The organism is Lentzea kentuckyensis, from assembly GCF_002150765.1.
Classification (GTDB): domain Bacteria; phylum Actinomycetota; class Actinomycetes; order Mycobacteriales; family Pseudonocardiaceae; genus Lentzea; species Lentzea kentuckyensis.
This window is the reverse complement of record NZ_MUYM01000040.1, coordinates 79,526-103,310: the sequence shown is the minus strand read 5'-3', so window position 1 is coordinate 103,310 and position 23,785 is coordinate 79,526. Positions and strand designations below refer to the sequence as shown.

Here is a 23,785-nt window from a genome sequence, read left to right as displayed (position 1 = left end):
GCCCGTACGGGCCGAACGCGACACCGTGGCAGAGCGCGGGCATCTTCGGCTACGTCACGTTCAAGAAGGCTCCGGCCGACCGGATCAAGCTGCTGCTGCGTGTCTCCAACTACCTCAGCGCCCCGTTCGGCAGCTCCGAGTACGAGCTGGTCAACTACGGCGTCGAGGGCGCGCACTTCACCAAGGACGCCGGCGGGATCAAGACCACCGACCTGTTCAAGGTGGAGAACAACGTCAACCTGCCGATCAAGTACCTCGGCGCCGCGCCCGCCGTGCTGCACCTGCCCGGCTACCCGGACGCGGCCAAGGCCGTCCACGAGTGGGAGAAGGCGGTGCTGCCGAAGAGCGTGGCGGATCCGGAGTCCGGTCTGCGGTCGGCGACGCGCACCAGCAAGGGGGCGGAGCTGACCAGGACCGTCGGGGACGCGATCGGGGGCATCGTGTTCGGGCGAAAGCCGGTGTCCGCGTGGAAGGACGCGGTCGCCCAGTGGCGGCAGGCAGGTGGCGACAAGGTGGCGGAGGAACTGGCGAAGGAGCACGCCGCCGCGAAGTGAGCCCGCCGCGTCAGGACAGGTGGGGCCGCACCGACTCGCGCACCACCAGGTGCGTGCCCAGCACCACGTGCGGAGGAGTACCGCCGCGCGCCTCGTGCTCCAGCGCGAGGCGCACCGCGGTGCGCCCGATCTCCTCGTGCGGCAGGTGCACGCTGGTCAGGTTCAGGTCGAGCGACGGCTGCAGGTCGTCGAATCCCACCATCGACACGTCGTCGGGCACCCGGATCCCGTGTTCGGCCAGCGCCCGGCAGGCGCCGCTCGCGATGAGGTCGTTGAGGGCGAAGACCGCGGTGAAGTCGTGGGCACCGGTGGCCAGGCGCTCCTTCATCATCCGGTAGCCCTCGTGCCACTCCATCGTCGTGCCCTCGACCTCCAGCGCCGGGTCGTGCGGCACGCGGTGTGCGGCGAGTGCCCGGCGGTACCCGCCCACCCGGCCCTCCTGCGTGGTGTGGCCGGGACGCTTGCCCAGGCACAGGATCCGCTTGTGGCCGGCGGAGAGCAGGTGACTGGTCGCGGCGAACGCGCCACCGTCGTTGTCGTACTCCACGACGACGGCGGGCACGTCGGGGCCGAGTGGCGGGCGGCCGCACAGCACCAGCCGGGAACCGATCCCCGTCAAGGCGTGCGCGTACTGGCTCATGCGCTTGCGGTACTTCTCGTCGGCGACCACGTTGCCGACCAGGATGACCGCCTCGGCGTGCTGCTCGCGCATGAACTTCACCATGGCCAGCTCGCGCTCGGGATCGCCCCCGGTGGTGCCGATCAGGCACAGTCTGCCCTCGGCGGCGGTCTGGGCCTCCACGCCCTGGGCGACGTGCGCGTAGTGCGGGGACACGACGGAGTTCAGCACGATGGCGATGCTCTTGGCGGACGTGCCCGCCAGCGCGCGGGCGTGGGCGTTGGCCACGTAGTCCAGTTCCTCGACGGCGCGCATGACCCGCTTGCGGGTGGCGGGTGAGGCCGGGTAGTCGCCGCTCAGGATGCGGGAGACCGTCGCGACGGACACCCCGGCCCGGTCCGCCACCTCGCGGATCGTGGACCGTCGCCGCCCATCGGGGGAGTCGCTCGTCCGTCGCGTCATGTCCCACTGCCTTCCCGTCACCGCGGTACCGGGAGCATTGTTTCAGAAAACGGTTACTGCGCCTTTTGCGACTCGGCGTGGCAGGCGACCGAGGCACCGAACCCCACCTCGATCCGCTCACCGTCCGGCAGCCGCACGGTGACCTCGTCGCCGTCGACGGACGCGCGGACCGACGCCAGCAACGCGGCGGGGTCGACCCGGTCACCGGTGAGCACGATCAACGAGACGTAGACGGCGCTGCCGCCCGGATGCTCTCCCACCAGGTACGGCGTCGCGGAGCACACCCCGAACGCGTTGGCGTCCAGAGCTTCCGCGATCGCGCTGGAGGTGAAACCGTGCAGGGCGACCGTGACGCTGGCCAGGCCGTCCGACCGGCCGGCCGCACTCCACCGGTCACCGGTGCGCACCGTGGGAGGGCGGTGATCCGCCACCGCGTAGCCGCCGTCCCGCACCGCACAGCCGGGCGGGGCGGCCACGCGGTGGACGCGCACCTCCCACGCTCCCCGCACGATCGAAGTGGTCTCCACCCGCACCGGGCCGTCCCGGTACGCCGACGCCGCGAACCGGTCACCGACGGCGATCGGCTCGATGTGCCGCCGGCGCGAGATGACGCCGTCCGGGCCGATCACCGCGAGATGACCGTCCACCGCCCGCACGCGGCCGTCCTCACCGGTCTCCGGAGCCGTGTGCGACGAGTACCCGAACCGCGTGTAGTGCGGGTCGTCGATCCCGTCGGCGGGCAGGTGGCGCGCCCGGTCGCTGCCGTGGTTGACCAACCGCACCACGCCGTCGTTGCGGGTGGCGTGCAGCAGCCAGCCGGGGCCCGGCATCGCGACCACGCGGTCGCCGTCGTCGATCGGCGCGGCGCTCTCGGGGACCGTCCACACGGGATGGTCGGCGGGCAGCAGCAGGCCGAGGAAGGCCTTGCTCGCCCAGTACGGCGAGGCAGGGCCGGAATAGGGCTGCGTGCTCGGCAGGAAGCCGTCGTACCAGCCGAGACTGAGCAGGCCGCGTTCGTCGGGCACCCCGCGTTCGGCGAAGTGCCGCAGCACACCGCTGGCGATCCGGCGGGTGCGCCCGGCGGGCAACGGGCTCGCGTCCACCAGCTCGCCCAGCCACAGCGGGGCGACGCTGGCGTACCGGTAGCACAGCGACCGTCCCTGATGCACCGGTGCGCCGTCACCGGCGAACATGTGCTGGTACTGCTCGAGGAAAGCGCGCAGCCGCTCGCGGTACACGTCGCCGCGTTGCCGGTCACCCGACATGCGGGTGCACAGCAACGGGTACAGGTGCAGCGCCCACCCGGCGTAGTAGTCGAAGCTCCGCCCGGCACCGTCGGTGTACCAGCCGTCGCCGACGTACCACTGTTCGATCCGGTCGAGCCCTTCGGAGATCGCGGCGGGATCGTGCGGTCCGCCGACGCTCGCGAGGAACTGCTGAACCACCACGGGGAACAGCACCCAGTTGCTCTGCCACGTCCGTTTGCCCACCGCGCCGGCGAGCCAGGCCACGACACGCTCCTGCACGGAGGAGTCGAATCGGTCGAACAGCCATCGACGGGTCTCGTGCAGTGCCAGCGCGATCGAAGCCGCTTCGACGAGCTGCTGGGAGCAGTCGGCGATCGCCGGCCAGGCGTGCGGATGGCCGGGATCGGTGCCGTGGGCGATGCCGTCCGCGTACCGCTCGACCAGTCCGGCGGGCACGTCCCCGCCAGCGCCGGCGATGCGGAAGGCCGCGAGCAGGAAAGTCCTCGCGTAGCCCTCCAATCCGTCGCTGTGCAGGCCCGCGCGACCCGGCCGGCCCGGCAGGCGGTACTGGGCGCCGCCCGGTGTGGCGTGGGGCGCCACGGCGTCCAGCAGGTGATCGGCCACCGCTTCCCAGTGCGCCCTGGTCCACCCCGTGTAGGGCGACAGCAGCCCGTCAGTCGAAGGGAGTCGAATTCGAGTTAAAACGTTTGTATCGATGGTTCGCAGCTTAGGGGTCGGAATTAGACACATCAACCCGTTGCTGTCAAACAGAAAGGTCCAGACGGGCCTTGACTCGATCAAGAAACCCTTGGTTCGCTCACCCGGCGATAGTAACCGTTTCAACTCTGCTCAGGTGGAGGGCGACGATGCCCGAACTGTCCCGCCGCACGCTTCTGGTCGGTGCCGCGATCGCCGGCGCGGCGAGCACCTTGCGCGCACCCGCCGACGCTGCGGCCGCGCCGGATGGGCAGCCGCCCGCACCGGTTCCCGCCGCCGACGCGGGGGTGTCGCTGCGCTGGCTGGAGAACGAGGCGCCGGCGGCTCTGACCGGCGCCACCTGGGGAGTGCCGTGGCCGCGGGGCACCCTGTCCCGCGACAGCGAGTTGTCCCTCACCACCGCGGCGGGGCAGGCCGTGCCGGTGCAGTCGTGGCCGACCGGGTTCTGGCCGGACGGGACGGTCAAGTGGACCGCGCACGCGATCGGTGCGGAGGTCCCGCCGGCACAGGAGTACCTGCTGCACAGGGGAAAGCCGGCCGCGCCCGCGGCTCCGTTGCGGATCACCGAGAACCGCAAGGAGATCGAGGTCGACACCGGCGTCGTCCGCTGCCGGATCGCCCGTTCCGGGCGCGTCCTGGTGCCGTCGATCTCCAGAGGTGACCGGACCGTCGCCACCGGCGGCACGCTGGTCTGCCTGCGCAAGAACACCGCGGACGACGCGCCGGAGGTGGTGCGCACCGAGCGGTTCACCTCCGAGATCCGCAAGGTGACCGTCGAGCAGCGTGGCCCCGTTCGCGCCGTGGTGCGGGTCGAGGGCGTGCACCGCGCCGATCGCGGCCCGCGGGTGTGGCTGCCGTTCACCATCCGGCTGTACCTGTACGCGGGCAGTGACGGCATCCGCATGATCCACACCTTCGTCTTCGACGGCGACGCGAACAGGGACTTCATCTCCGGTCTCGGCATTCGGTTCCAGGTGCCGATGACCGACGAGCCGTACAACCGGCACGTGCGGTTCGCGGGCGACGGGAACGGCGTGCTCGGCGAGGCCGTCCAGGGCATCACCGGCCTGCGTCGCGATCCCGGTGCGGCGGTGCGGGAAGCGCAGATCGCCGGGCGGGCGACTCCGCCGGTGTCCACCTGGGACACTCGGGTGAGCAGCCGGCTGCAGTACGTCCCGGCCTGGGGCGACTACAGCCTGCGGCAGTTGTCCGACGGCTGCTTCGACATCCGCAAGCGCACCCGCGCCGGCCACGGCTGGATCCAGGTCGACTCAGGACGCCGGGCGTCCGGACTGGGGTACGTCGGCGGGATCAGCGGCGGGTTCGCGTTCGGCATGCGCGACTTCTGGCAGCTGCACCCCACCCAGCTCGACGTCCGCGGCGCGGGGAGCGACAACGCCGAGGTGACGATCTGGCTCTGGTCACCCGACGCCACCCCGATGGACCTGCGCTTCTACCACGACGGCATGGGCCAGGACACGTTCCCGGAACAGCTGGAAGGGTTGGAGATCACCTACGAGGACTACGAACCCGGCTTCGGCACGCCGTACGGGATCGCCCGCACCACCGAGCTGTCGTTCTGGGCCTTGGGGGCCACGCCGTCGGCCGAGCGGTTCGCCCAGCTGGCCGGGGCCACCCGCACGCCACCGCTGATCGTCGCCCCACCGGCACACCTGCACGCCGCCGGTGTCTTCGGTGACTGGAGCCCGGTCGACCGCAGCACGCCCGCACGGCGCGAGATCGAGGACCGGCTGGACTTCCTCTTCGACTACCACCGCGATCAGGTCGAGCAGCGCAGCTGGTACGGGTTCTGGAACTACGGCGACATCATGCACACCTACGACACCGACCGGCACGTGTGGCGTTACGACATCGGCGGATACGCCTGGGACAACTCGGAACTCTCGACCGATCTCTGGCTGTGGTACCAGTACCTGCGCTCCGGCCGCGCCGACGTGTTCCGGTTCGCCGAGGCCATGACCCGCCACACCGGCGAGGTGGACGTTTACCACCTGGGCAAGTGGCGTGACCTCGGCACCCGGCACGGCGTGCAGCACTGGGCGGACAGCGCCAAGCAGCTGCGCATCAGCACCGCCGCCTACCGCCGGTTCCACTACTTCCTCACCGCCGACGAACGGGTCGGCGACCTGATGCGCGACCTCGTCGACGGCGACCGCACGTTCCTCGTCCTCGACCCGCTCCGCAAGATCCGCACCGAGCCCTACCAGCCGGATCCGCACGCACTGTCCGTGTCGCTCGGCACGGACTGGAGTGGCCTCGCCGCCGCGTTCCTCGCCGAGTGGGAACGCGGCGGCGACCCCATCGCACTGCGCAAGCTGCAGGCGGGCGCCCGGTCCATCGGCGCGCTGCCGAACGGTTTCGTCCAGGGCAACGGACTGTACGACCTGGACACCGGAGCTTTCGCTCAGGCCGCGCCGGCCGTCTCCGTGGGCGCGCTGGGTGCGGTGTTCGGACTCGTCGAGGTGTGCAGCGAGCTCGTCGGCCTGCTCGGCATCCCCGAGTTCACCCACGCCTGGCTGCAGTACTGCCGGCTGTACAACGCCACAGCCGAGGAGCAGAAGGCGGAGACCGGTCAGTCGTTCGGCAACCTGAACCTGCGACAGGCCCATTCCCGGCTCACCGCGTACGCCGCGGTGCGGACCGGTGACACCGCGCTCGCCACCCGAGCGTGGCAGGAGTTCTACACCGGCCACGCGGGTTACCCCCGCAACTCGCCCTGGAGCACCGTGCGAGTCGACGGCCCAGCCGTGCTCAAACCGGTGGACGAGGCGGGTTTCGTGTCCACCAACGCCACCGCGCAGTACGGCCTGGCCGCGATCCAGTGCCTGGCTCTGGTCGGTGATCACCTGCCCTGACCCTGCACCGGGGAGGACCAATGGAACTGTCCACAAAGGTCTTGACCAAGAAGAACACGATCTACGTGATTCGCGCCCTCGTGGTCGCGGTGATCACGGCGACTCCTCTCCTGCTCACCGCCGGGCCGGTCGCCGCGGCCGGGAGCGTCTACTACGTGGCCCCGAACGGCAACGACGGCGCGGCCGGCACCCAGGCCGCTCCGTGGGCCACGATCGCCCGCGCCCAGACGGCCGCCAAGGCGGGTGACACCGTCTACTTCCGCGGCGGCCGGTACGCCTACACCCGTGCGACCAGCGCCTGTTCGGGCCAGACGGGCCGAGTCTCCGCGATCGTCCTGAACAAGAGCGGTGCCTCGGGCAACCCGATCCGGTACTGGGCGCAGCCGGGGGAGAAGCCGGTCTTCGACTTCTCCGGCATGAAGGAAGACTGCCGCATCAAGGGGTTCGACGTCACCGGCAGCTCTCTGCACCTCAAGGGGCTGGAAGTCACCGGAGTACCGCAGAACAACAACAAGAACCACGAGTCGTGGGGCATCTGGATCTCCGGCAGCAACAGCGTCTTCGAGCTCATCAACACCCACCACCACATGGGGCCGGGGCTGTTCATCAGCGGCGGTGGCGGCAACCTCGTCCTCAACTCCGACTCGCACGACAACTACGACTCGCGCAGCTCCAACGGCGCGGGCGAGAGCGGTGACGGTTTCGGGGCGCACTACTCGCCGGCCGGCAGTCCGTCGAACGTGTTCCGCGGCTGCCGGGCGTGGCAGAACTCCGACGACGGGTTCGACCTGATCCACACCTACTCGTCGGTGCTCATCGAGAACTCGTGGTCGTGGCGCAACGGGTTCATCCCGGGGACGACGACCCCGGCGGGCAACGGTGCGGGGTTCAAGATGGGCGGCTTCGGTGCCAAGTACGACGCAGGGGCGGTGAAGCACACCGTCCGCTTCTCCGTGGCGTTCAACAACAAGGCCGCGGGCTTCTACTCCAACCACCACCCGGTGGCCAACGACTACTTCAACAACACCAGCTACGGCAACCGGCCCGACTTCGACATGAAGGGCATCGACTCCAGCGGCAACGCGGTCGGCAAGGGCAACCTGCGCAACAACATCGCCTACACCGGCACGTTGCTGTCGAACATGCCCGGCACGACGGCCTCGTACAACTCCTGGAACCTCGGCGTTTCGTTGTCGGACGCCCAGTTCCGGAGCGTGTCGACGTCCGGCTGGGACGGACCCCGGCAGGCCGACGGAAGCCTGCCCGTGCTGCCGCACCTCCGCCTTGCGGGCACCAGCGCGTTGATCGACAAGGGTACGGCCGTCGGCCTGCCCTACAACGGAAGCGCGCCGGATCTCGGTGCCTTCGAGAGCGATGGAAAGTGACATCCCGCCGCCGCGCTGAGTTGGTCCACATCGGACCGGAAACCATGGAATCGTCCAGATTCCGTCCAATCGGAGGACATGAAATGCTGGGAAGAACTTCCAGGCGAACGATCGCCTCGGTCGTGCTCTCCGCCGCGGTCGCGCTGACGTCGGTCGGCGGCTCCGTCGGTGCCGGCGCGGCCACTCCGGCGCCGCAGGCGGCCGCCACGATCCAGAACGACGTGTTCTGGAAGGACACGTCCGGGAACCCCATCTACTCCCAAGGCGGGGGAGTCCTGAAGGTCGGCAACACCTACTACTGGTACGGGGCGAAGTACAACGGCGCGGTCACCTACTACAACAACCCGTCCGCCGGGAAGAACGGCAACACTTCCCTGAGCGCGATCACGATCTATTCGTCCACCGATCTGGCCAACTGGAAGTTCGAAGGCAACGCGATGACCGCCTCGGACCTCGGTGGAGCGGGCTGGGTCGGCCGGATCGGGGTCGCGCGCAACCCCAACACGGGCAAGTACGTGCTGATCTCCCAGCTCAACAGCGAGCTGGTGTTCGCGACGAGCAGCACGCCGAACGGCCACTTCACCAGGGCGGCCACCCAGTCGAACATCGCCAACGTCACCACCGGCATGTCCGGTGACCAGTCGGTCTTCGTCGACGACGACGGAAAGGCGTACCTGGCCTTCAGCAACAAGAGCGGCCGGTCGCACCTGTACGTCGCGGCGCTGCGGCCGTCGGACTACCTGCACGTCGAACCCGCCGCGAACATCTACAACAGCTCCGCGGGCGGGCGTGAAGGCAACGTCATGTTCAAGTACAACGGGACCTACTACTTCTGTTCCTCCGACCTGCACGGCTGGAACGCGTCCCACACGTACTGCAACACGTCGAAGAAGGTCTCGAGCGGGTACTCACCCGAGTTCGTGATGCAGGGGACGGACGCCGACTTCTCGCACGTGACGCAGACCGGCCTGGCTTTCACGGTGACCGGCTCCCAGGGGTCGTTCGTGATGTTCGGCGGTGACCGCTGGAGCGACTTCGCGGGCAACGGCATCGGCTACAACCAGTGGTTGCCGGTGACGTTCAACGGCACGACGCCGGTGTTCCACTCGTTGAGCCAGTGGAACGTCGACGCGGCCGCGGGCACGTGGTCGGCTGGCAGGGGCAACAACCACGTGCTGAACCCGAGCGCGGAGGCCGACCGGGTGGCGCAGAACAACCTCGCCGGCTGGACCATCTCCGGCGGCAACGTGAACAGCAACAAGCAGGGCGGGTACACCGGGCGCTGGGCGTTCGCGCAGAGTTCGTCGTCGGCGTACAACGCCTCGCGGTACCAGAACATCTCGCTGCCGAACGGGACCTACACGTTGTCGGCCTGGGTGAAGAGCAGCGGCGGCCAGAAGCAGGCGGCGATCTTCGCCAAGAACTTCGGTGGGAGTGAGATGCGTTCGTCGATCAACCGGGCGATGGGCAGCTGGACGAAGGTCACGATCTCCGGCATCACGGTGACCAACGGGTCGATCCAGGTGGGCGTGTCCTCCGACGCGAACGCGGGCAACTGGGTGAACGTGGACGACTTCAGCCTGGTGCAGAACGGTTAGCGCGGAGACCTGACATGTCCGCCGGGCTTCCGGCGATTCGCCGCACGGTCGTGGGCGGGCAAGAACCTTGTTCCCGCTCACGACCGGGGAGCCCGTCGAGGAAAAGGGCAATACGTCCTGAGACCGTTGGGAAGTAGGAGCTTCGTATGCGGAAGTCTTTGAAGCGACGAGGCGGTGCGCTGATGGTCGCCTCGATTGTCCTGGCATTCCTTGCCGTCGCACCCCGTGCCGCGGTCGCACTGAGCGGAACGGCCGACTACACGCCGGCCGAGAGCAACATCTCGGGCAAGTACTGGGTCTCTGCGACGGCGTCGAGCGGTGACGCGAGGCTCGCGTTGGACGGCTCGGCGGCGACAGCGTGGGTGCCGACCTCACAGCCCGCCACCCTCACCGTCGACCTGGGCGGCGCCTATGACGCGATCCACAAGGTCGAGACGGTCTTCGCGGGCAACCGGGCGGTGTGCAAGTACCAGCTGCTGGGCTCGAGGGACGCGAACGACTGGACGGTGCTGGCCGACCGCACGGGCAATGCCCGGCCAGGCGGCGTCTTCACCGATGTCTTCGACTTCGGAGGACTGCGCTACCTCCGACTCGTGATCAACGCAGGTTCGCCCGACGGCGTGCGCGAGTTCAACGTCTTCAACTACCTGCGCCCCGACATGGACAACGGCTCCGACACGTCCGAGCAGGGCGGCAACACGACGACCTACTACTACAACGCCGGCAACAAGCCACCGGTCCCAGGTGTTCGCGGCGGCAAGTACACCGACCGCGGATCCATCGAGAACGGCAACAACTTCTTCGGCCTGACGAAGGATCTCGGCTGGGACACGACTCGCCTGCGCGTCTGGAACGAGCCGAGGAACGAGAGCACGGGCGGCGCGAGCACGGGTGCGGGCAACAGTTCGCCGGCGAACACCCGCCGGGTTGCGAAAGCGGTCATCGGGGCCGGGCAGAAGCTCGCGGTCGATCTCCATTACGCCGACAGCTGGGCCGATCCGCAGAACCAGCCGAAGCCCTACGCCTGGGCCGATCGGCCGTTCGACGCTCTCGTGCAGACCACCTACCAATGGACGTACGACTTCGTCAGCAGCCTGGTCGACCAGGGAACGCCCCCTTCCATCGTCCAGTTCGGCAACGAGATCACGAACGGCATGATGTGGGGTCAGGAATACGACGCGATCACACCGTACGTCGACCACCACCACTACTACACGTCGGGTCGTCACCGGCTCGCGCCGGGTGGTGGCGTGAAGTGGATGAAGTACGAGGAAGCGAGAGGCGACACCAACTCGGCGGCCTACCGGGAATTCCTGGGCTCGATCACCAACCTGGCCCGGCTGGTCGACGCCGGGAACCGCGCCGTCAAACAGGTCAACACGACCAGGGGCACGCACATCCAGGGCATGCTGCATTTCGCGTTCAACGTCATCGAGAAAACGCCGACCGGCAGGGTGGTGCTCGACCCGGACCAGGTTCTGGCGAAAGTCATGACGTTGGTCAAAACACTTTCGGGCGACCTGGACGACATGAGCGGCATGGTCGACCGGATCGGCCTCTCCTACTACCCGGACTGGCACGGGAGCTACTCGGTCCTGCAGCGTGAGCTCGTCGAGATCGCCAAGGTCATGCCAGGGGTGAAGCTCAACATCGCCGAGATGTCTCCGCCGTCGAGTGGCAAGGTCACCGATCCGTTGTCGGATCCGAACCATCCGGTCGGCTTCACCTACACGGTGCAGTCGCAGGGCGACGACACGATGGCCGCCATGAAGACGATCAACGACGTACCGAACAACGCGGGCACCGGTGTGTGGCCGTGGGCCGGCACCAACGTGTTCGGAACGGGGTCGGGTGCGAACGGCACGTTGCGCGCCTCCTTCAAGGTCTGGCACGACGCGTTCGCCAAGAACGTCGTCGAGAGCCACGTCTTCGCCGCGACGCGGGTGCGCGTGGCTCCCACGCTCCCCACGACCGTGACAAGCCTCGACCTGCGTTCGGGTGTCCGCTCGACTGTCAAGGTCACCTGGAATGCCATCAACCCGGCGAGTTACGCCACGCCGGGCACCTTCACGGTCAGCGGCACCGCGAACGTCCCCGGCGGCGGCAGCGGTAAAGGCAAGGCGATGACGGCTGTGAAAGCAACAGTCGAGGTCACGTAGACGGCATCCCCATCAACCTTTTCGTCGCGGAGTCAGCGCGAACAAGCTGGAAAGACTCAGTGCCACCGACTCGTGATCGAGTCGGTGGCACTGAGGTGTGTCGTGCCGGCCGGTTCAGCTGCCCAGCTGGGCTTCCCACCTGATCTTCGATCCGGACGCGTCGGACGGGAGGCGGTTGCGCGCGGCGGTGTCGCCGTACATGGTCCAGCGGGCCCAGTCGACGACGGTCCTGGGGAAGCGCTGGTCGCTCCAGAAACTGGTGTGGCTGCCGCCGACGAACGTGACGAACGCCTTGGGCCACTTGATCTCGTTGTAGGCCTGCCGGGCCGAGGAGTAGCTCGTGGTCGAGTCCTTGTCGCCGTGCACGAACAGGACCTTGGCGGTGACCGCACTGGACGGGTTGCCCATGTCCACACAGGACTGCGGGTTCGCCGAGATGATCCGCTTGTCGGGCCAGGACGTGAGCAGGCCGTGGGTGACCATGCCGCCCAGGGAGTGGCCGGAGACGCCGACCCCGATGCCGGTGTTGATGTGCCCGGCGAGCGGGCCGCTCGCGTTGAGGGCGAGGGTGTTGGTGAGGATCTGCGAGACGTCCTTGGAGGTGTTGCCGTTGTTGACGTCGCCGAAGTTGTGGTTGAAGTGCGGCGCGGGGACGACGAAGCCCGCCGCGGCCAGGGCCTTGATGATGAACAGCGAGTTCTGCGGGCTGCTGCCGAAACCGTGGGTGAAGTTGTAGACGGGGAAGACACCGCCGGCGGCCGGGGCGTCCGTCGTCGGGTTGCCGCCGGCGGTGCCGGTGGCGGGGTAGTAGACGTAGGTGGTGCACGGGCGACTGCCGCGGGTCCAGTTGTACCGGCGCACGCCGACCGCGAACGGGGTGGTCGGCGCCGTGCCCAGGGGACCGGCGGGGGCGGCCAGGGCGTGCTCCGCGCCCAGCAGGGTCGCGCTTCCCGCGGTCACCGCCGCGGCGGTGCTCAGCCTCAGGAAGGTACGCCGTTGCATTGACATGATGGACTCCTTGCAGGGAATGAAGATGCGTGGAACGAGAAGAGCAAGAATCGAATTCACTCGAATTCGAATTTCAGGAGATCTTGACCAGTTGCCACTGCTGCCGGCGCGCGGCTGACCCGCGTTCAGAGGCCGTTCACGATCCCGGTGGTGGTGTCGACGCTGATCCGCTGGTGCCAGGTCATGGTGACGGTGGTGCGAGTGGGGAACTTCAGCGGCAGCCACACGTACTGCGACTCGTTGACCGGACGGTTCCACGCTCCGGCCCAGCGGTCGCCGAGGTACAGGTACGACGTGGCCGACGAACCCTGCACGGGCTGGACGTACGCGGTCTGGCTGCGGTAACCGGTGGAGTCACCGAGGTTCGACAGCCCGCTCCACGTCCCGGTCATGCTGGACGCGGTCGCGTACTTCTGCTGGTTGGGGTTCCAGTAGGTGGAGCCGGAGGTGACCATGAAGTAGACGCCGTCCCGTTTGAAGACGGCCGGGGACTCGCGGGAGGAGCCTCGCCACAGGGTCCGCACCAGCGAGCTGATCCCGGTGTAGTCGGCGGTGAGCCGGTACAGGTTGAGGTCGGCGTTCTCGCGTGCGGCGGAGACCATGTAGGCCGCTCCGTCGTCGTCCTTGAACAACGTGATGTCGCGGGACATGTGCTGACCGAGCGGGCGGAAGCTGCCGCGATACGTGTAGTTCCCGTCCACTGTGGACGACGTGGCGACGGCGGCCCTGGCCTCGGTGTAGTTCTGACCGTTCTCCTTGTGCATCCACATGACGAACTGGCCGGTGGAGCTGTTGTAGACGACCTTCGGCCGTTCGATGTTCGCGCGGCCGAGCTCGGTGGCCGAGGAGCTGGTGAGGACGTTGTTGCGGAACTCCCAGGTCTTCAGATCCGTCGACCGGTAGACCGACACCGCCTTGAACGTGTTGTCGGCGTTGCGGTTCTCGCCGAACCAGTAGTAGTACGAGCCGACCTTGGTCATGCCACCGCCGTGTGCGTGCACGACCTTGCCGGACGTGTCGGTGAACTGAGTCCCGTTGGTCACCGTCACCGGAGCGGCGGATGCCGTGATGGGAACGGCGAGAAGCGCGAACACGAGCACAGCCACACCGGGTAGTCGTCGCATCACGGGTCCTTCCAGCGAACTGGCGAGAATGGAATCCGGCCCTGGCGCCGCCACGCCAGGGCCGGCGATCGGGTGTGCTCAGCGCAGGTGACCGGCCAACGGCAGGTTCAGCTCACGCACGCCCTGCACGACGAGGCCCGCCATCTCTTCGGCGCCGCGCGCGGAGAAGTGCGTGTTGTCGTTCGCCTCCTTGGTCAGGTACAGCGCCTGGGAGGCCGACGGCCCCATCGACTCGACGAGTGCCTTGCTCTTCGCGGTCAGGTCGATCACCGGCACGTTCGCGCTGCGGCCGAGCGCCCTGATCACCGCGGGCAGGTCGGCGCCGACGCTGTTGACGTGCAACGCGGTGCTGGTGAGCTTGGTGCCGCTGAACAGCCTGCGCACCGGCGGCGTCATCAGCACCGGGACACCGCCGCGTTCCCGGACACCGTTGACCAACCGGGTGAGGTTGTCCCGGAAGGTATTCGCGCTGGTGCTCTTGTCGTTGTGCCCCAGCTGGATGAACACCAGGTCCTTGCTCTTGATCAGCGGCTTCATCGTCGGGAACAGCGCGCTGTTGGACAGGAAGCTGCCGGAGCTCTCGCCGGAGTCGCCGTAGTTCGCGATCACGGCGCCGTCGCGGACCCGGGCCGGCAGGTACTGGCCCCAGCCGGTGTACGGCGCGGCGGGCTGGTCGCAGACGGTCGAGTCACCCGCGAGGTAGACCGCCAGCGGGGCCTGGGCCGGGGTGACGGTCAGCGTGCCGATCGCGGGAGCGCTGCCACCGAAGGTGATCTGCAGGCCCGGTGTGCCGTTGCCGCCCTGTCCGGTGGGTTGCCCTTCGGGATTGCGGACGTTGACCGTGGCCTTCATCCGGACGACCTGGCCCGAGGTGGTGGACACGGCGCCCAGGACCTGCCGGCGGGCCTCCACCGACATCGAGGTGTTGGCGGCCTTGGTGGTGCTGCCCAGTTCCACCGTGACGTCGTAGTTGCCGGGTGCAATGTTGAAACTGCACTTGATCGGCGCCGAACCGGAGCACTGCGGTGGCAACGCGGCCGCCGAGGGCACCGGGACGAGCACGGCCGCGCTCAGTGCGGAGGTGAGGAGCGCGAGGCGCTTGAGGGACACGGATTCTCCTGTCACACGTTGAGGAAACCGTCCATGGCCGCGGTCGGGCGCCGGTCGCTGCCCCAGGCGGTCATGTTGTAGCCGGTGAACGGCGGGTAGCCGGCCGGCTCCCAGAAGAACGTCCCGAGGCCGCCGAAACTCTTGGTGCCGCTGATGAACTGCCGCAGCCCGTCGCGGACCTGGCCCGCGTTGCCACGCGGCCCGCCGTACTCGACATGCATGATCGGCTTGCCGTAGGTGGACTGGATCGTGCGCATGTTGCCGATGATCGGCTGCACGTTGCTGCCCTGGGCGTAGGAGGACAGCGCGGTGATGTCCCACTTGCCGCCGTTGCCGCGGTAGGCGTTGAAGAACCGCTGGATGCTGTCCATCTTCTGCGGCTGGGCCAGGTGCACCATGACCGGCGTGTTCGGGAAGACCTGTTTGGACACTTCGTACGCGCCGTTGAGCAGGCCGGTCATCTGGGCCGGTTTGCTGACACTGCCGACGGGGGAGCAGATGCCGCTGTTCTGCTCGTTGCCGATCTTCACCCAGCCCGGGGTGACACCGCCGGCCTTGAGCAGTTTCAACGAGTCGTCGACGTACTTGCGCAGTGCGTCACGCATTTGCGCGTAGCTCATGTTCGCCCACGCCTTGGGCGGCTTCTGCACGCCGACGGAGTTCCACGTGTCGCCGAAGTGGAAGCCCAGCAGCACCTGCAGGCCCGCGTCACGGCAACGTTGAGCCATCTTCACGGTTTCCTGGATGCTGCAGTGGCCGTCGGTGGGACTGTTGGACGGGTTGACCCAGGTGCGCAGGCTGATCGCGGTGATGCCGTAGCTCTTGAGGATCGTGAACAGGTCCTGCCGCACGCCGGACTTGTTGAGCCAGTAGTAGCCGTTGGCCTCCATCTGCGGCATCCAGCTGATGTCCGCGCCTTTGACGAACGTCGCGGCGGACGCCTGCGGGGCCGTGCCGAGCGCGAGGGCACCTGCTCCGGCGGCCGCGCCGATCATCAGGCTGCGGCGGGAGATTCCGGTCATGGTGAGCTCCTGCCGTAAAGGAAATCGAAACAGGGTTCTGTGAACGTGCACAGCGCCTGTAAGTGCGCTATCTACGTTGATAGAACCGCAATCAGGAGATCATTTCAAGAGTAAAAACATCGAATATTGTGAACGTGCACAGTCGAATTGGCGTCGAACAACGCGCTATTCGTCAAGAATTGTCAAGCTGACTCGCGCACGACGAGCTCGGTCGGCAGGATGACCGTTGCCGGGCCCTCGCCGGCGATCTGGGAGAGCAGCTGGCGCACCATCATCTCGCTGAGCCGGCTCCACGGCTGGCGGATCGTCGTGAGCGAAGGCTGGACGGCGGTCGCGGCCGGCGAGTCGTCGAAGCCGCCGACAGCGATGTCTTCGGGTACGCGCAGGCCTGCCCGCTCCGTCGCCGCCAGCGCGCCGGCGGCCATCAGATCCGAGGCGACGAACACCGCGTCGATGTCCGGTGTGGCGGCGAGCAGCTGCTGCATGCAGGCGTCACCGCTCGCCCTGGTGTAGTCACCGGTCGCCACCAGCCGCTCGTCGTAGGCGATGCCGTGCTCGGCGAGCGACTCGCGGTAGCCCTGCAGCCGTTCGAGCCCGCCCGGCATGTCCTGCGGGCCCGCGATGGTCGCGACGCGCCGGCGGCCGGACTCGATCAGGTGGCGCATCATGGTCCTGGCGCCCTCGAAGTCGTCGGACGCCACATAGGACAGCGGGCCGCGCTCACCGAGCGGTTTGCCGCAGCACACGAACGGCAGGTTCGCCTGGCGCAGGTGGTCGATCATCGGGTTGCCGCGGTGCGACGAGATCAGCAGCACGCCGTCGACGTGATGCGCGGACAGGAACGGAAGGATGCGCCGGCGTTCGGCCTCGGTGCCCGCGGTGATCAGGATGAGCGGGACGTCGTGCTCGCCCAGCGCCGTCGTGCACCCGGTCAGCAACGTGGTGAAGTTGGGGTCGGCGAACAGCCGGTCCTGGGTCTCCGAGAGCAGGAACGCGACCGAGCCCGCCCGCTGGGTCACGAGGCTGCGGGCGGCCCGGTTCACGACGTACCCGAGCTTGCGGATCGCGGCGTCGACGGCCTCCCTGGAAGCGGGGCTCACGTTGTGCCCGCCCTGCAGAACGCGTGACACCGTGCCACGGGAGACACCGGCGTGCTCGGCGACGTCGATGATCGTCGGCGGTCGTTGAGCACGTGCCCGTCGTCGTGGCGCTGTGTCCGTCATGGGCCCTCATCTGCTCCGGTCGGTGGTCACGACTTTACGACTCCGGACAGCAGGTCGACGCGCCAGTAGCGCTGCAGACCCAGGAACAGCGCGATCAGGGGAATGATCGACAGCAGCGCACCGGTGATCACGAGGGTGTACAGGGCGGGTCTGCTCGACCCCTGCTGCAGCAGGGTGAACAGGCCGACCGTGACCGGGAACGTCTCGTGGTCGGAGAGCATGACGTAGGGCAGCAGGAAGTTGTTCCAGATGGCGACGAACTGGAACAGGAAGATGGTCACCAGGCCCGGCAGCATCATCGGCCACGCGATCGAGGTGAACAGCCGCAGCTCGCGGGCACCGTCCACTCTGGCGGCCTCCAGGACCTCGTCGGGCACCGCCGCCTGGGCGTAGACGCGCGCGAGGTAGATGCCGTACGGGCTGAGGACGCTGGGCAGCAGCACCGACCAGTAGGAGCCGGCCAGACCGGCCTTCGCGAGCAGCAGGTACTGCGGCACGGCCAGGGTGATCGGCGGCATCAGGACGCCGGTGAGGATCACCGTGAAGATGAGGCCGCGGCCGCGGAAGGCGAACTTCGCCAGGGCGTACCCGCTCACCGCCGACACCGCCGCGGACAGCACGGCACCCACCCCGGCGTAGAGCGCGGAGTTGAGCATCCACCGCCAGAACGCGCCGTCGCGGTACGCCGTCAGCTCGGCGAGGTTCGCCCACAGGCCGGTGCCGGGCAGGAACGTGAAGGTCGAGAAGAGCTCGCCGCGGCTCTTCGTCGCGGCCATCACCACCCACATCACCGGGATCAGGCAGTAGACCGCGCCCAGCAGCAGCGTGAGCGTCGGCAGCCAGTGCGTGCGGCGATTCACGACGCGGCCCGCCTGTTGACCAGCTTGAGGAAGCCGAACGAGAGCAGGAGCGTCACCAGCGCGATCACCACGGCGGTCGCGGCCGCCGAGTACAGACCGCCCTGGACGAAGGCGTCCCGGTAGACCTTCATGTACGGACTCCAGGTCGAGGGCAGCGAGTTGGTCAGCGGCCGCAGCGTCATCGGTTCGGCGAACACCTGCAACGTCGCGATGGTGGAGAAGAAGAACGTGAGCACGAGCGACGGCCTGACCAGCGGGATCTTGATCCGCCACGCGATCTGGGCCTCCGAGCAGCCGTCCAGCCGCGCGGACTCGTAGAGGTCAGGAGGAATGGCCCGCAGCGCGGTGTAGATGACGATCATGTTGAAGCCGGTGCCGCCCCAGACCGCGATGTTGGTCAACGCCAGGAACAGGCCGTCGCCCTGCAACAGGTCCGGCCCGCTCCACCCGGCGGCGTCGAGCAGGAAGTAGCCGGGGCTGACGCTGGGCAGGTACAGAAAGCCCCACAGCAGCGTGGCGATGATGCCCGGTACCGCGTACGGGAGGAAGATCGCGAGCCGGGAGAAGGCGCGGAACCGGGTGCGCGGCAGGTCCAGCAGCAGCGCGAACAGCAGCGCGAGACCGAGCATCGCGGGCACGAGCATGGCCCCGTACCGCAGGACCCTGCCCGCGCCCGCCAGCAGTTCGGGATCGGTCAGCGCCGCGGTGTAGTTGTCGAGCCCGACCCACACCTCCGCACGGGCGTTGCGGCCCAGACCAAGCCCCCTGACCTGCAACGAGTGCAGGCTCAGGTACACCGCGTAGCCGATCGGCAGTGCGAAGAACAGTCCGAACAGGATGATCGCGGGGGTGAGGAACCCGTACGGCGCCAGCCGTGCGGAGGTGCGGGTGGACGCCATCGTCAGCCCTCTGTCTTGAAGCCGTTTTTCTTCATGTCGGCGACGGTCGCTTCTTGCATCGCCTTGAGTGCCGCGGGGAACGGCGTCTTCTCCGTCACGGCCTTGCCGAACGCGTCCTTGAAGGTGCCGTAGGCGACGTTGACGTTGGGTCCCCAGCCCGCTGCCGCGGTGCCCTTCGCGATGTCGGCGGCCAGCCGGTAGAAGTCCGGCTGGTTGGGGAAGAACTCCGGCGTGGTCAGGGCACCGCCGGACTGCGCGGCGGTCGCGGCGGGGTAGACACCCGCCTCCTTCACCAGCGCCGCGACGGCCTTGGGGTCGGTGTTGAGCCAGGTGGCGAACTTCGTGGCCGCCTGCGCCTTGCCGTCCTTGGCCGCCTTCGCGGTGACACCGGTCGCCGAACCACCCCAGCTGCCCGTCACGGCGGAGCCCGCGCTCCACTGCGGTATCGGGGCCATCTTCCACTTCCCCTTGGTGTCCGGCGCGCTGGTGGTGAGCGTGCCGGGCGCCCAGACCGCGCTCACCCAGGCGAGCTGGCTGCCGTCGTTGAGCGCCTTGTTCCAGGCGGGCGTGTACATCGGCTGGCTGTCGATCAGTCCGTCCTTGACCAGCCCGCCCCAGAAGTCGGCGACCTTGCGCGACGCCTCGTCGTCGATGGCGACCTTCCAGGAGTCGCCCGAGGCGCGCCACCACGTGGATCCCGCCTGCTGCGAGAGCCCCGCGAACAGGCCGGCGTCGTTGCTGGAGAACGTCGTCAGCGCGCGGGCGGGGTCCTTCTGCCTGAGCAGGCGCGCGGTGTCGGCGAACTCGCTCCACGTCTTCGGCACGGTGAGACCGAACTGGGTGAAGAGGTCCTCGCGGTAGAAGAACGCGAGCGGCGCGGTGTCCTGCGGGATCGCGTAGACCGCGGGGGAGTCCAGGCTGACCTGTTTCCAGACGTTGTCGGTGAACTTCGGCTTGGCGTCGCCCGCGAACTCGGCGACGTCGGTGAGCACGTCGTTGGACACCAGGGTCGGGATCATCTGGTACTCGGCCTGCACCAGTTCCGGTCCGCCACCTGACTTCGCGGCGGTGATGACCTTGGTGACGAGGTCGTCGCCACCGCCCTGTTCCTGCACGGTGACCTTGATGTCGGGATGGTCGGCGTTCCACATTTCCGCGACGTTCTGCAGGCTTGCCCACGACCACATGGTCAGTTCGACCGGGCCGTCGGCGGAAGGTGTTCGTTCGCCGCTGCACGCGGCGAGCGTCAAGGACCCGATGAGTGCGATCGCGGTGATGACGGTGCGGCGCTGCATCCGTTCCTCCGGTGTCGGGGTGGGGAGGTGCTGGACTGTGCACGTTCACAGTAGGGACCGATTCTCGACACCGGCAATAGGCTGTATGTACTGTCATCAGCGGCAATTCGACGGGCATCTTCACTGTGAACGATCCCAGAAGAGGAGTGCGCATGGAGCGCCACTGGCCGGTTGGGCTGGACGTTCTCGCGTACGGCGGTGACTACAGTCCCGAGCAGTGGCCGAAACCGGTGTGGCAGGAGGACGTCCGCCTCATGCGTGAGGCCGGGGTCACGATGGTCAGCATCGGGATCTTCACCTGGGCCCTGCTGGAGCCAGAGCCGGGCCAGTACGACTTCGGGTGGCTGGACGCGTTGATGGACCTGTTGCACGACAACGGGATTCGCGTCGATCTCGGCACGCCGACGGTCGTGCCGCCCGCCTGGTTCTACGAACAGTTCCCCATGGCGTTGCCGGTGAGCCGTGAGGGCGTGCGGTACGCGTTCGGCGGCCGCGGCACGATCTGTCACCACGCGCCCGCATACCAGTCGGCCGCGGTGTCGATCACCCGGCAGCTCGGCCGACACTACGGGGAGCACCCCGCGCTGGCGATGTGGCACGTGCACAACGAGTACGGCGCACCGGTGAGCGCCTGCTACTGCGACCTCGCGGCGGCCGCGTTCCGCCGCTGGCTCGCCGGCCGTTACACCACGGTCAAGGAGCTGAACGAGGCGTGGGGCACCACGTTCTGGGGCCAGACCTACAACCGGTGGGAGCAGGTGCAGCCGCCGCGCCTCACCCCGACCACCGGCAACCCCGCCCAGCAACTCGACTGGGAGCGGTTCACCAACGACGCGATGCTCGCGAACTTCAAGCGGGAGAGGGACGTCCTGCGCGAGGCGTCCCCCGGTGTCCCCGTGACCACCAACTTCCACGCGGCGCTGACCCAGTGCGAGTCGATCGACTACTGGGCCTGGGCGCGGGAGGTCGACGTCGTCACCAACGACCACTACCTGGTCGCTGAGAACGAGCGGGCACACGTGAACCTCGCGATGACCGCCGACCTGACCCGGTCACTGGCGGGTGGCGGGCCGTGGCTGCTGCTGGAACACTCCACCAGCGCGGTGAACTGGCAGCGCCGCAACATCGCCAAGAGCCAGGGCGAGATGGCGCGCAACAGCCTCGCGCACGTCGCCCGCGGCTCGGACGGCGCCATGTTCTTCCAGTGGCGCGCGTCCCGTTTCGGCGCCGAGAAGTTCCACTCGGCGATGCTCCCGCACGCCGGTGTGGAGAGCCGGATCTGGCAGGAGGTCGTGCGCCTCGGCCAGGACCTCGGCGCGCTCGCCGCGGTGCGCGGTAGCCGCGTGGTGGCGGACATCGCGCTGCTGTGGGACTGGCAGTCCTGGTGGGCGCACCGGCTGGAGTGGCGGCCCAGCTCCGATCTCGACGCCCGCGAACGAGCGGAAGCCTGGTACACCGCCGCGTACGACCTGCACCTCACCGCCGACTTCGCCCATCCCGAAACTGATCTGAGCGGCTATCCGCTGGTCGTGGTGCCCGCGCTGTACTCGATGACGCGGGCCGCGTCGGCCAACCTGCACCGCTACGTCGAGAACGGTGGCGTCCTGGTCGTGTCGTGCTTCTCCGGGATCGTGGACGAGAACGACACCATCCACGAGGGACCGCACCCCGGTGCGCTGCGCGACCTGCTGGGTCTGACGGTGGAGGAGTTCACCCCACTGCGCGCCGATGAGCGGGTGCGGATGGACAGCGGGATGACGGGTGAAGTGTGGTCCGAGGTCCTGACCCTGCGCGGTGCCGTGCCGGTCTGGTCCTATGTGGATGGTCCGGCGGCCGGTCTGCCCGCCGTCACCCGGCATCCGCTCGACCAGGGCAGCGCCTGGTACGTGTCGACCTGCCTGGAGGAGACCGGGCTCGACGCGGTGCTGCTCGCGGCGAGCGCGGAGGCCGGGATCCCGTCGCGCGACCTGCCCCGCGGCGTCGAGGTGGTGCGCCGGGCGGGGCAACAGGGGCGTTACCTGTTCGCGATCAACCACACCGGGAAGACCGAGCTGATCCCGGCCACCGGCACCGAGCTGCTCACCGGTGAGGGCGTGGACGGACACCTCGAGCTGCCTCCCGGCGCGGTCCGGGTGGTCTTCACGCCGAGCTGAGCCGCTTGTCCTCTTCGGACAGATCGAGGCTGGTGCGCAGCGACACCGGCTTGAGCAGGATCGCGGCGACCACGCCGAGCAGCGCGACACCGGCCGAGATGGCGAAGACCGTGGCGGTGGCCTGTCCGTAGGCCGCCGGGACCGGCAGCCCCGCGGCGGTGTGGTGGGCGACCTGGCGCGCCAGCACGGCGCCGAGCACGGTGACGCCGATGGTGCCGCCGAGAGAGCGGAAGAACGACACGGTGGCGCTGGCCGCGCCGATGTCGGTGAGCGGGACGGCGTTCTGCACGACGAGGACGAAGTTCTGCAGGGTCATGCCGACGCCGGTCCCGATGAACACCATCGGCACGGCGATGAGCACCAACGGGGTGTGCTCGTCCAGGAAGCCGAGACACGCGAAGCCGGCCGCGAGGCACAGGGCACCGGTGACGAGGTAGGGCTTCACCCGGCCGGTGCGGCTGAGCAGTCGTCCCGCCACGACGGACGAGATCAGGATGCCCGCCATCATGGGGATGGTGAGCACGCCCGCCTGCGTCGGGGTGTGACCGCGACTGAGCTGGAAGTACTGGCTGAGGAAGACCGCGGCGCCGAACATGGCCGTACCCGTGGCGAGGCTGCCGAGAATGGCGAGCGCGGTGGTCCGCCGCGTGATGATCGCCGGTGGCACGACCGGTTCCGCGACCCTGGTCTCCACCCAGGCGGTGAGTCCGAGCAGGAGCAGGCTGCTCCCGACCATGGCCGCGGTCTGCCAGGAGAGCCAGGCGAAGGCGTCGTCGACGAACGAGATCCAGATCAGCAGCACGCCGACGCCCGCGGTGAGCAGCGACGCGCCCCAGAAGTCGATGCGGACGTTCTCCTTGCGCACCAGCGGAAGGCGCAGGGTCAGCTGCAGCATCACCAGAGCGGCCAGTCCGACCGGGACGCCCACGAAGAAGCACCAGCGCCAGCCCAGCCACGACGTGTCGACGAGGAAGCCGCCCAGCAACGGTCCGCCGATCGTGGACACGGCGGTGACGCTGCTGAGGTAGCCCGCGTACTTGCCGCGCTCGCGGGGCGGGATCATCGCGCCGATGGCGATCTGGACCAGGGCCTGCACACCGCCCACGCCGACGCCCTGCAGAGCGCGCGCGGCGATCAGCTGACCGGCGTCCTGGGTCAGCCCCGCCGTGACCGACCCCGCGAGGAAGACCACCGTCGCGGTCTGGACGAGGGTCTTCTTGTCGTAGAGGTCGGCGAGCTTGCCCCAGATCGGGGTGGTCACGGTCGACGCGAGCAGGGTGGCTGTGACGACCCAGGTGTACTGCGTGGGGGAGCCGTGCAGGTCACCCATCATCCTGGGCAGTGCGGTGGCCACGACGGTGCTGCTCAGCGTGGAGACGAAGAGGGCCAGCAGCAGTCCGGTGAGCGATTGCAGGACCTTCCGCCGCGGTGGCGCGGTGATGGTGCTCATGGCCTCATCGTAAGTCAATCGATT

At 68.3% G+C, this 23,785-nt stretch carries 17 protein-coding genes; 6 read left to right on the top strand and 11 right to left on the bottom strand.

Translation table 11 applies throughout. The features are described 5' to 3' along the window. A partial coding sequence (locus B0F77_RS47995) for a type 2 periplasmic-binding domain-containing protein (RefSeq protein ID WP_211293901.1) occupies positions 1-554 on the top strand: 554 nt, incomplete at its 5' end. Positions 555-564: 10 nt separating this feature from the next. On the opposite strand, the gene B0F77_RS20655 is transcribed toward B0F77_RS47995, so the two are convergent. Together B0F77_RS20655 and B0F77_RS20650 are read right to left on the bottom strand one after the other, a co-directional pair. Next, positions 565-1,635, bottom strand: coding sequence for a LacI family DNA-binding transcriptional regulator (locus B0F77_RS20655; RefSeq protein ID WP_086664569.1), 1,071 nt, complete (start codon positions 1,633-1,635; stop codon positions 565-567). A gap of 53 nt (positions 1,636-1,688) precedes the next feature. Next, a complete protein-coding gene (locus tag B0F77_RS20650; RefSeq protein ID WP_086664568.1) occupies positions 1,689-3,632 on the bottom strand; it encodes a DUF2264 domain-containing protein in 1,944 nt (647 codons plus the stop codon). A 116-nt stretch (positions 3,633-3,748) separates the two neighbouring features. Between B0F77_RS20650 and B0F77_RS20645 the strand changes: the two genes are divergently transcribed. From B0F77_RS20645 to B0F77_RS20630, 4 genes are all read left to right on the top strand, one after another. Beyond that, the gene (locus B0F77_RS20645; protein ID WP_086664567.1) at positions 3,749-6,475 is read left to right on the top strand and encodes an exo-rhamnogalacturonan lyase family protein; all 2,727 of its coding nucleotides are present in this window, start codon (positions 3,749-3,751) and stop codon (positions 6,473-6,475) included. 20 nt (positions 6,476-6,495) lie between these two features. After that, entirely contained in the window at positions 6,496-7,860 is a 1,365-nt protein-coding gene (locus tag B0F77_RS20640) for a right-handed parallel beta-helix repeat-containing protein (protein ID WP_086664566.1), read from the top strand. A gap of 83 nt (positions 7,861-7,943) precedes the next feature. After that, on the top strand, positions 7,944-9,458 hold the full coding sequence (locus B0F77_RS20635; protein WP_086664565.1) for a family 43 glycosylhydrolase: 1,515 nt from the start codon (positions 7,944-7,946) through the stop codon (positions 9,456-9,458). Between the two features lie 146 nt (positions 9,459-9,604). Next, the gene (locus B0F77_RS20630) at positions 9,605-11,617 is read left to right on the top strand and encodes a glycosyl hydrolase 53 family protein (RefSeq protein ID WP_086664564.1); all 2,013 of its coding nucleotides are present in this window, start codon (positions 9,605-9,607) and stop codon (positions 11,615-11,617) included. A gap of 114 nt (positions 11,618-11,731) precedes the next feature. Here the strand turns inward: B0F77_RS20630 and B0F77_RS20625 are convergent, their stop codons facing one another. The 8 genes from B0F77_RS20625 to B0F77_RS20590 all read right to left on the bottom strand — a co-directional run bounded on the left by B0F77_RS20625 (position 11,732) and on the right by B0F77_RS20590 (position 20,158). Next, on the bottom strand, positions 11,732-12,625 hold the full coding sequence (locus B0F77_RS20625; RefSeq protein WP_086664563.1) for an alpha/beta hydrolase family protein: 894 nt from the start codon (positions 12,623-12,625) through the stop codon (positions 11,732-11,734). Between the two features lie 125 nt (positions 12,626-12,750). Further along, positions 12,751-13,749 carry a family 43 glycosylhydrolase gene (locus tag B0F77_RS20620; protein ID WP_086664587.1) on the bottom strand — a complete coding sequence of 333 codons (999 nt, stop codon included), beginning with the start codon at positions 13,747-13,749 and terminating at the stop codon, positions 12,751-12,753. Positions 13,750-13,827: 78 nt separating this feature from the next. Next, positions 13,828-14,859 (bottom strand): rhamnogalacturonan acetylesterase, encoded by a 1,032-nt coding sequence (locus B0F77_RS20615; RefSeq protein WP_086664562.1) that lies wholly within the window; start codon positions 14,857-14,859, stop codon positions 13,828-13,830. An 11-nt stretch (positions 14,860-14,870) separates the two neighbouring features. Further along, positions 14,871-15,881, bottom strand: coding sequence for a glycosyl hydrolase 53 family protein (locus B0F77_RS20610; protein ID WP_086664561.1), 1,011 nt, complete (start codon positions 15,879-15,881; stop codon positions 14,871-14,873). A 182-nt stretch (positions 15,882-16,063) separates the two neighbouring features. Beyond that, positions 16,064-17,104 carry a LacI family DNA-binding transcriptional regulator gene (locus B0F77_RS20605; protein ID WP_086664560.1) on the bottom strand — a complete coding sequence of 347 codons (1,041 nt, stop codon included), beginning with the start codon at positions 17,102-17,104 and terminating at the stop codon, positions 16,064-16,066. A 26-nt stretch (positions 17,105-17,130) separates the two neighbouring features. After that, complete coding sequence (locus B0F77_RS20600; RefSeq protein ID WP_245848460.1) at positions 17,131-17,964, bottom strand: carbohydrate ABC transporter permease; 834 nt, start codon at positions 17,962-17,964, stop codon at positions 17,131-17,133. Beyond that, a complete protein-coding gene (locus B0F77_RS20595) occupies positions 17,961-18,863 on the bottom strand; it encodes a carbohydrate ABC transporter permease (RefSeq protein ID WP_086664559.1) in 903 nt (300 codons plus the stop codon). Before B0F77_RS20595 ends, B0F77_RS20600 begins: the two co-directional genes overlap by 4 nt. A 2-nt stretch (positions 18,864-18,865) precedes the next feature. Continuing rightward, entirely contained in the window at positions 18,866-20,158 is a 1,293-nt protein-coding gene (locus tag B0F77_RS20590; RefSeq protein ID WP_086664558.1) for an ABC transporter substrate-binding protein, read from the bottom strand. A gap of 152 nt (positions 20,159-20,310) precedes the next feature. On the opposite strand from B0F77_RS20590, the gene B0F77_RS20585 reads away from it, so the two are divergent. Continuing rightward, positions 20,311-22,311 carry a beta-galactosidase gene (locus tag B0F77_RS20585; protein ID WP_086664557.1) on the top strand — a complete coding sequence of 667 codons (2,001 nt, stop codon included), beginning with the start codon at positions 20,311-20,313 and terminating at the stop codon, positions 22,309-22,311. Here B0F77_RS20585 and B0F77_RS20580 read toward each other — a convergent pair. Beyond that, positions 22,298-23,761 carry an MDR family MFS transporter gene (locus tag B0F77_RS20580; RefSeq protein ID WP_211293899.1) on the bottom strand — a complete coding sequence of 488 codons (1,464 nt, stop codon included), beginning with the start codon at positions 23,759-23,761 and terminating at the stop codon, positions 22,298-22,300. The genes B0F77_RS20585 and B0F77_RS20580 overlap by 14 nt on opposite strands. Positions 23,762-23,785: the final 24 nt, after the last annotated feature.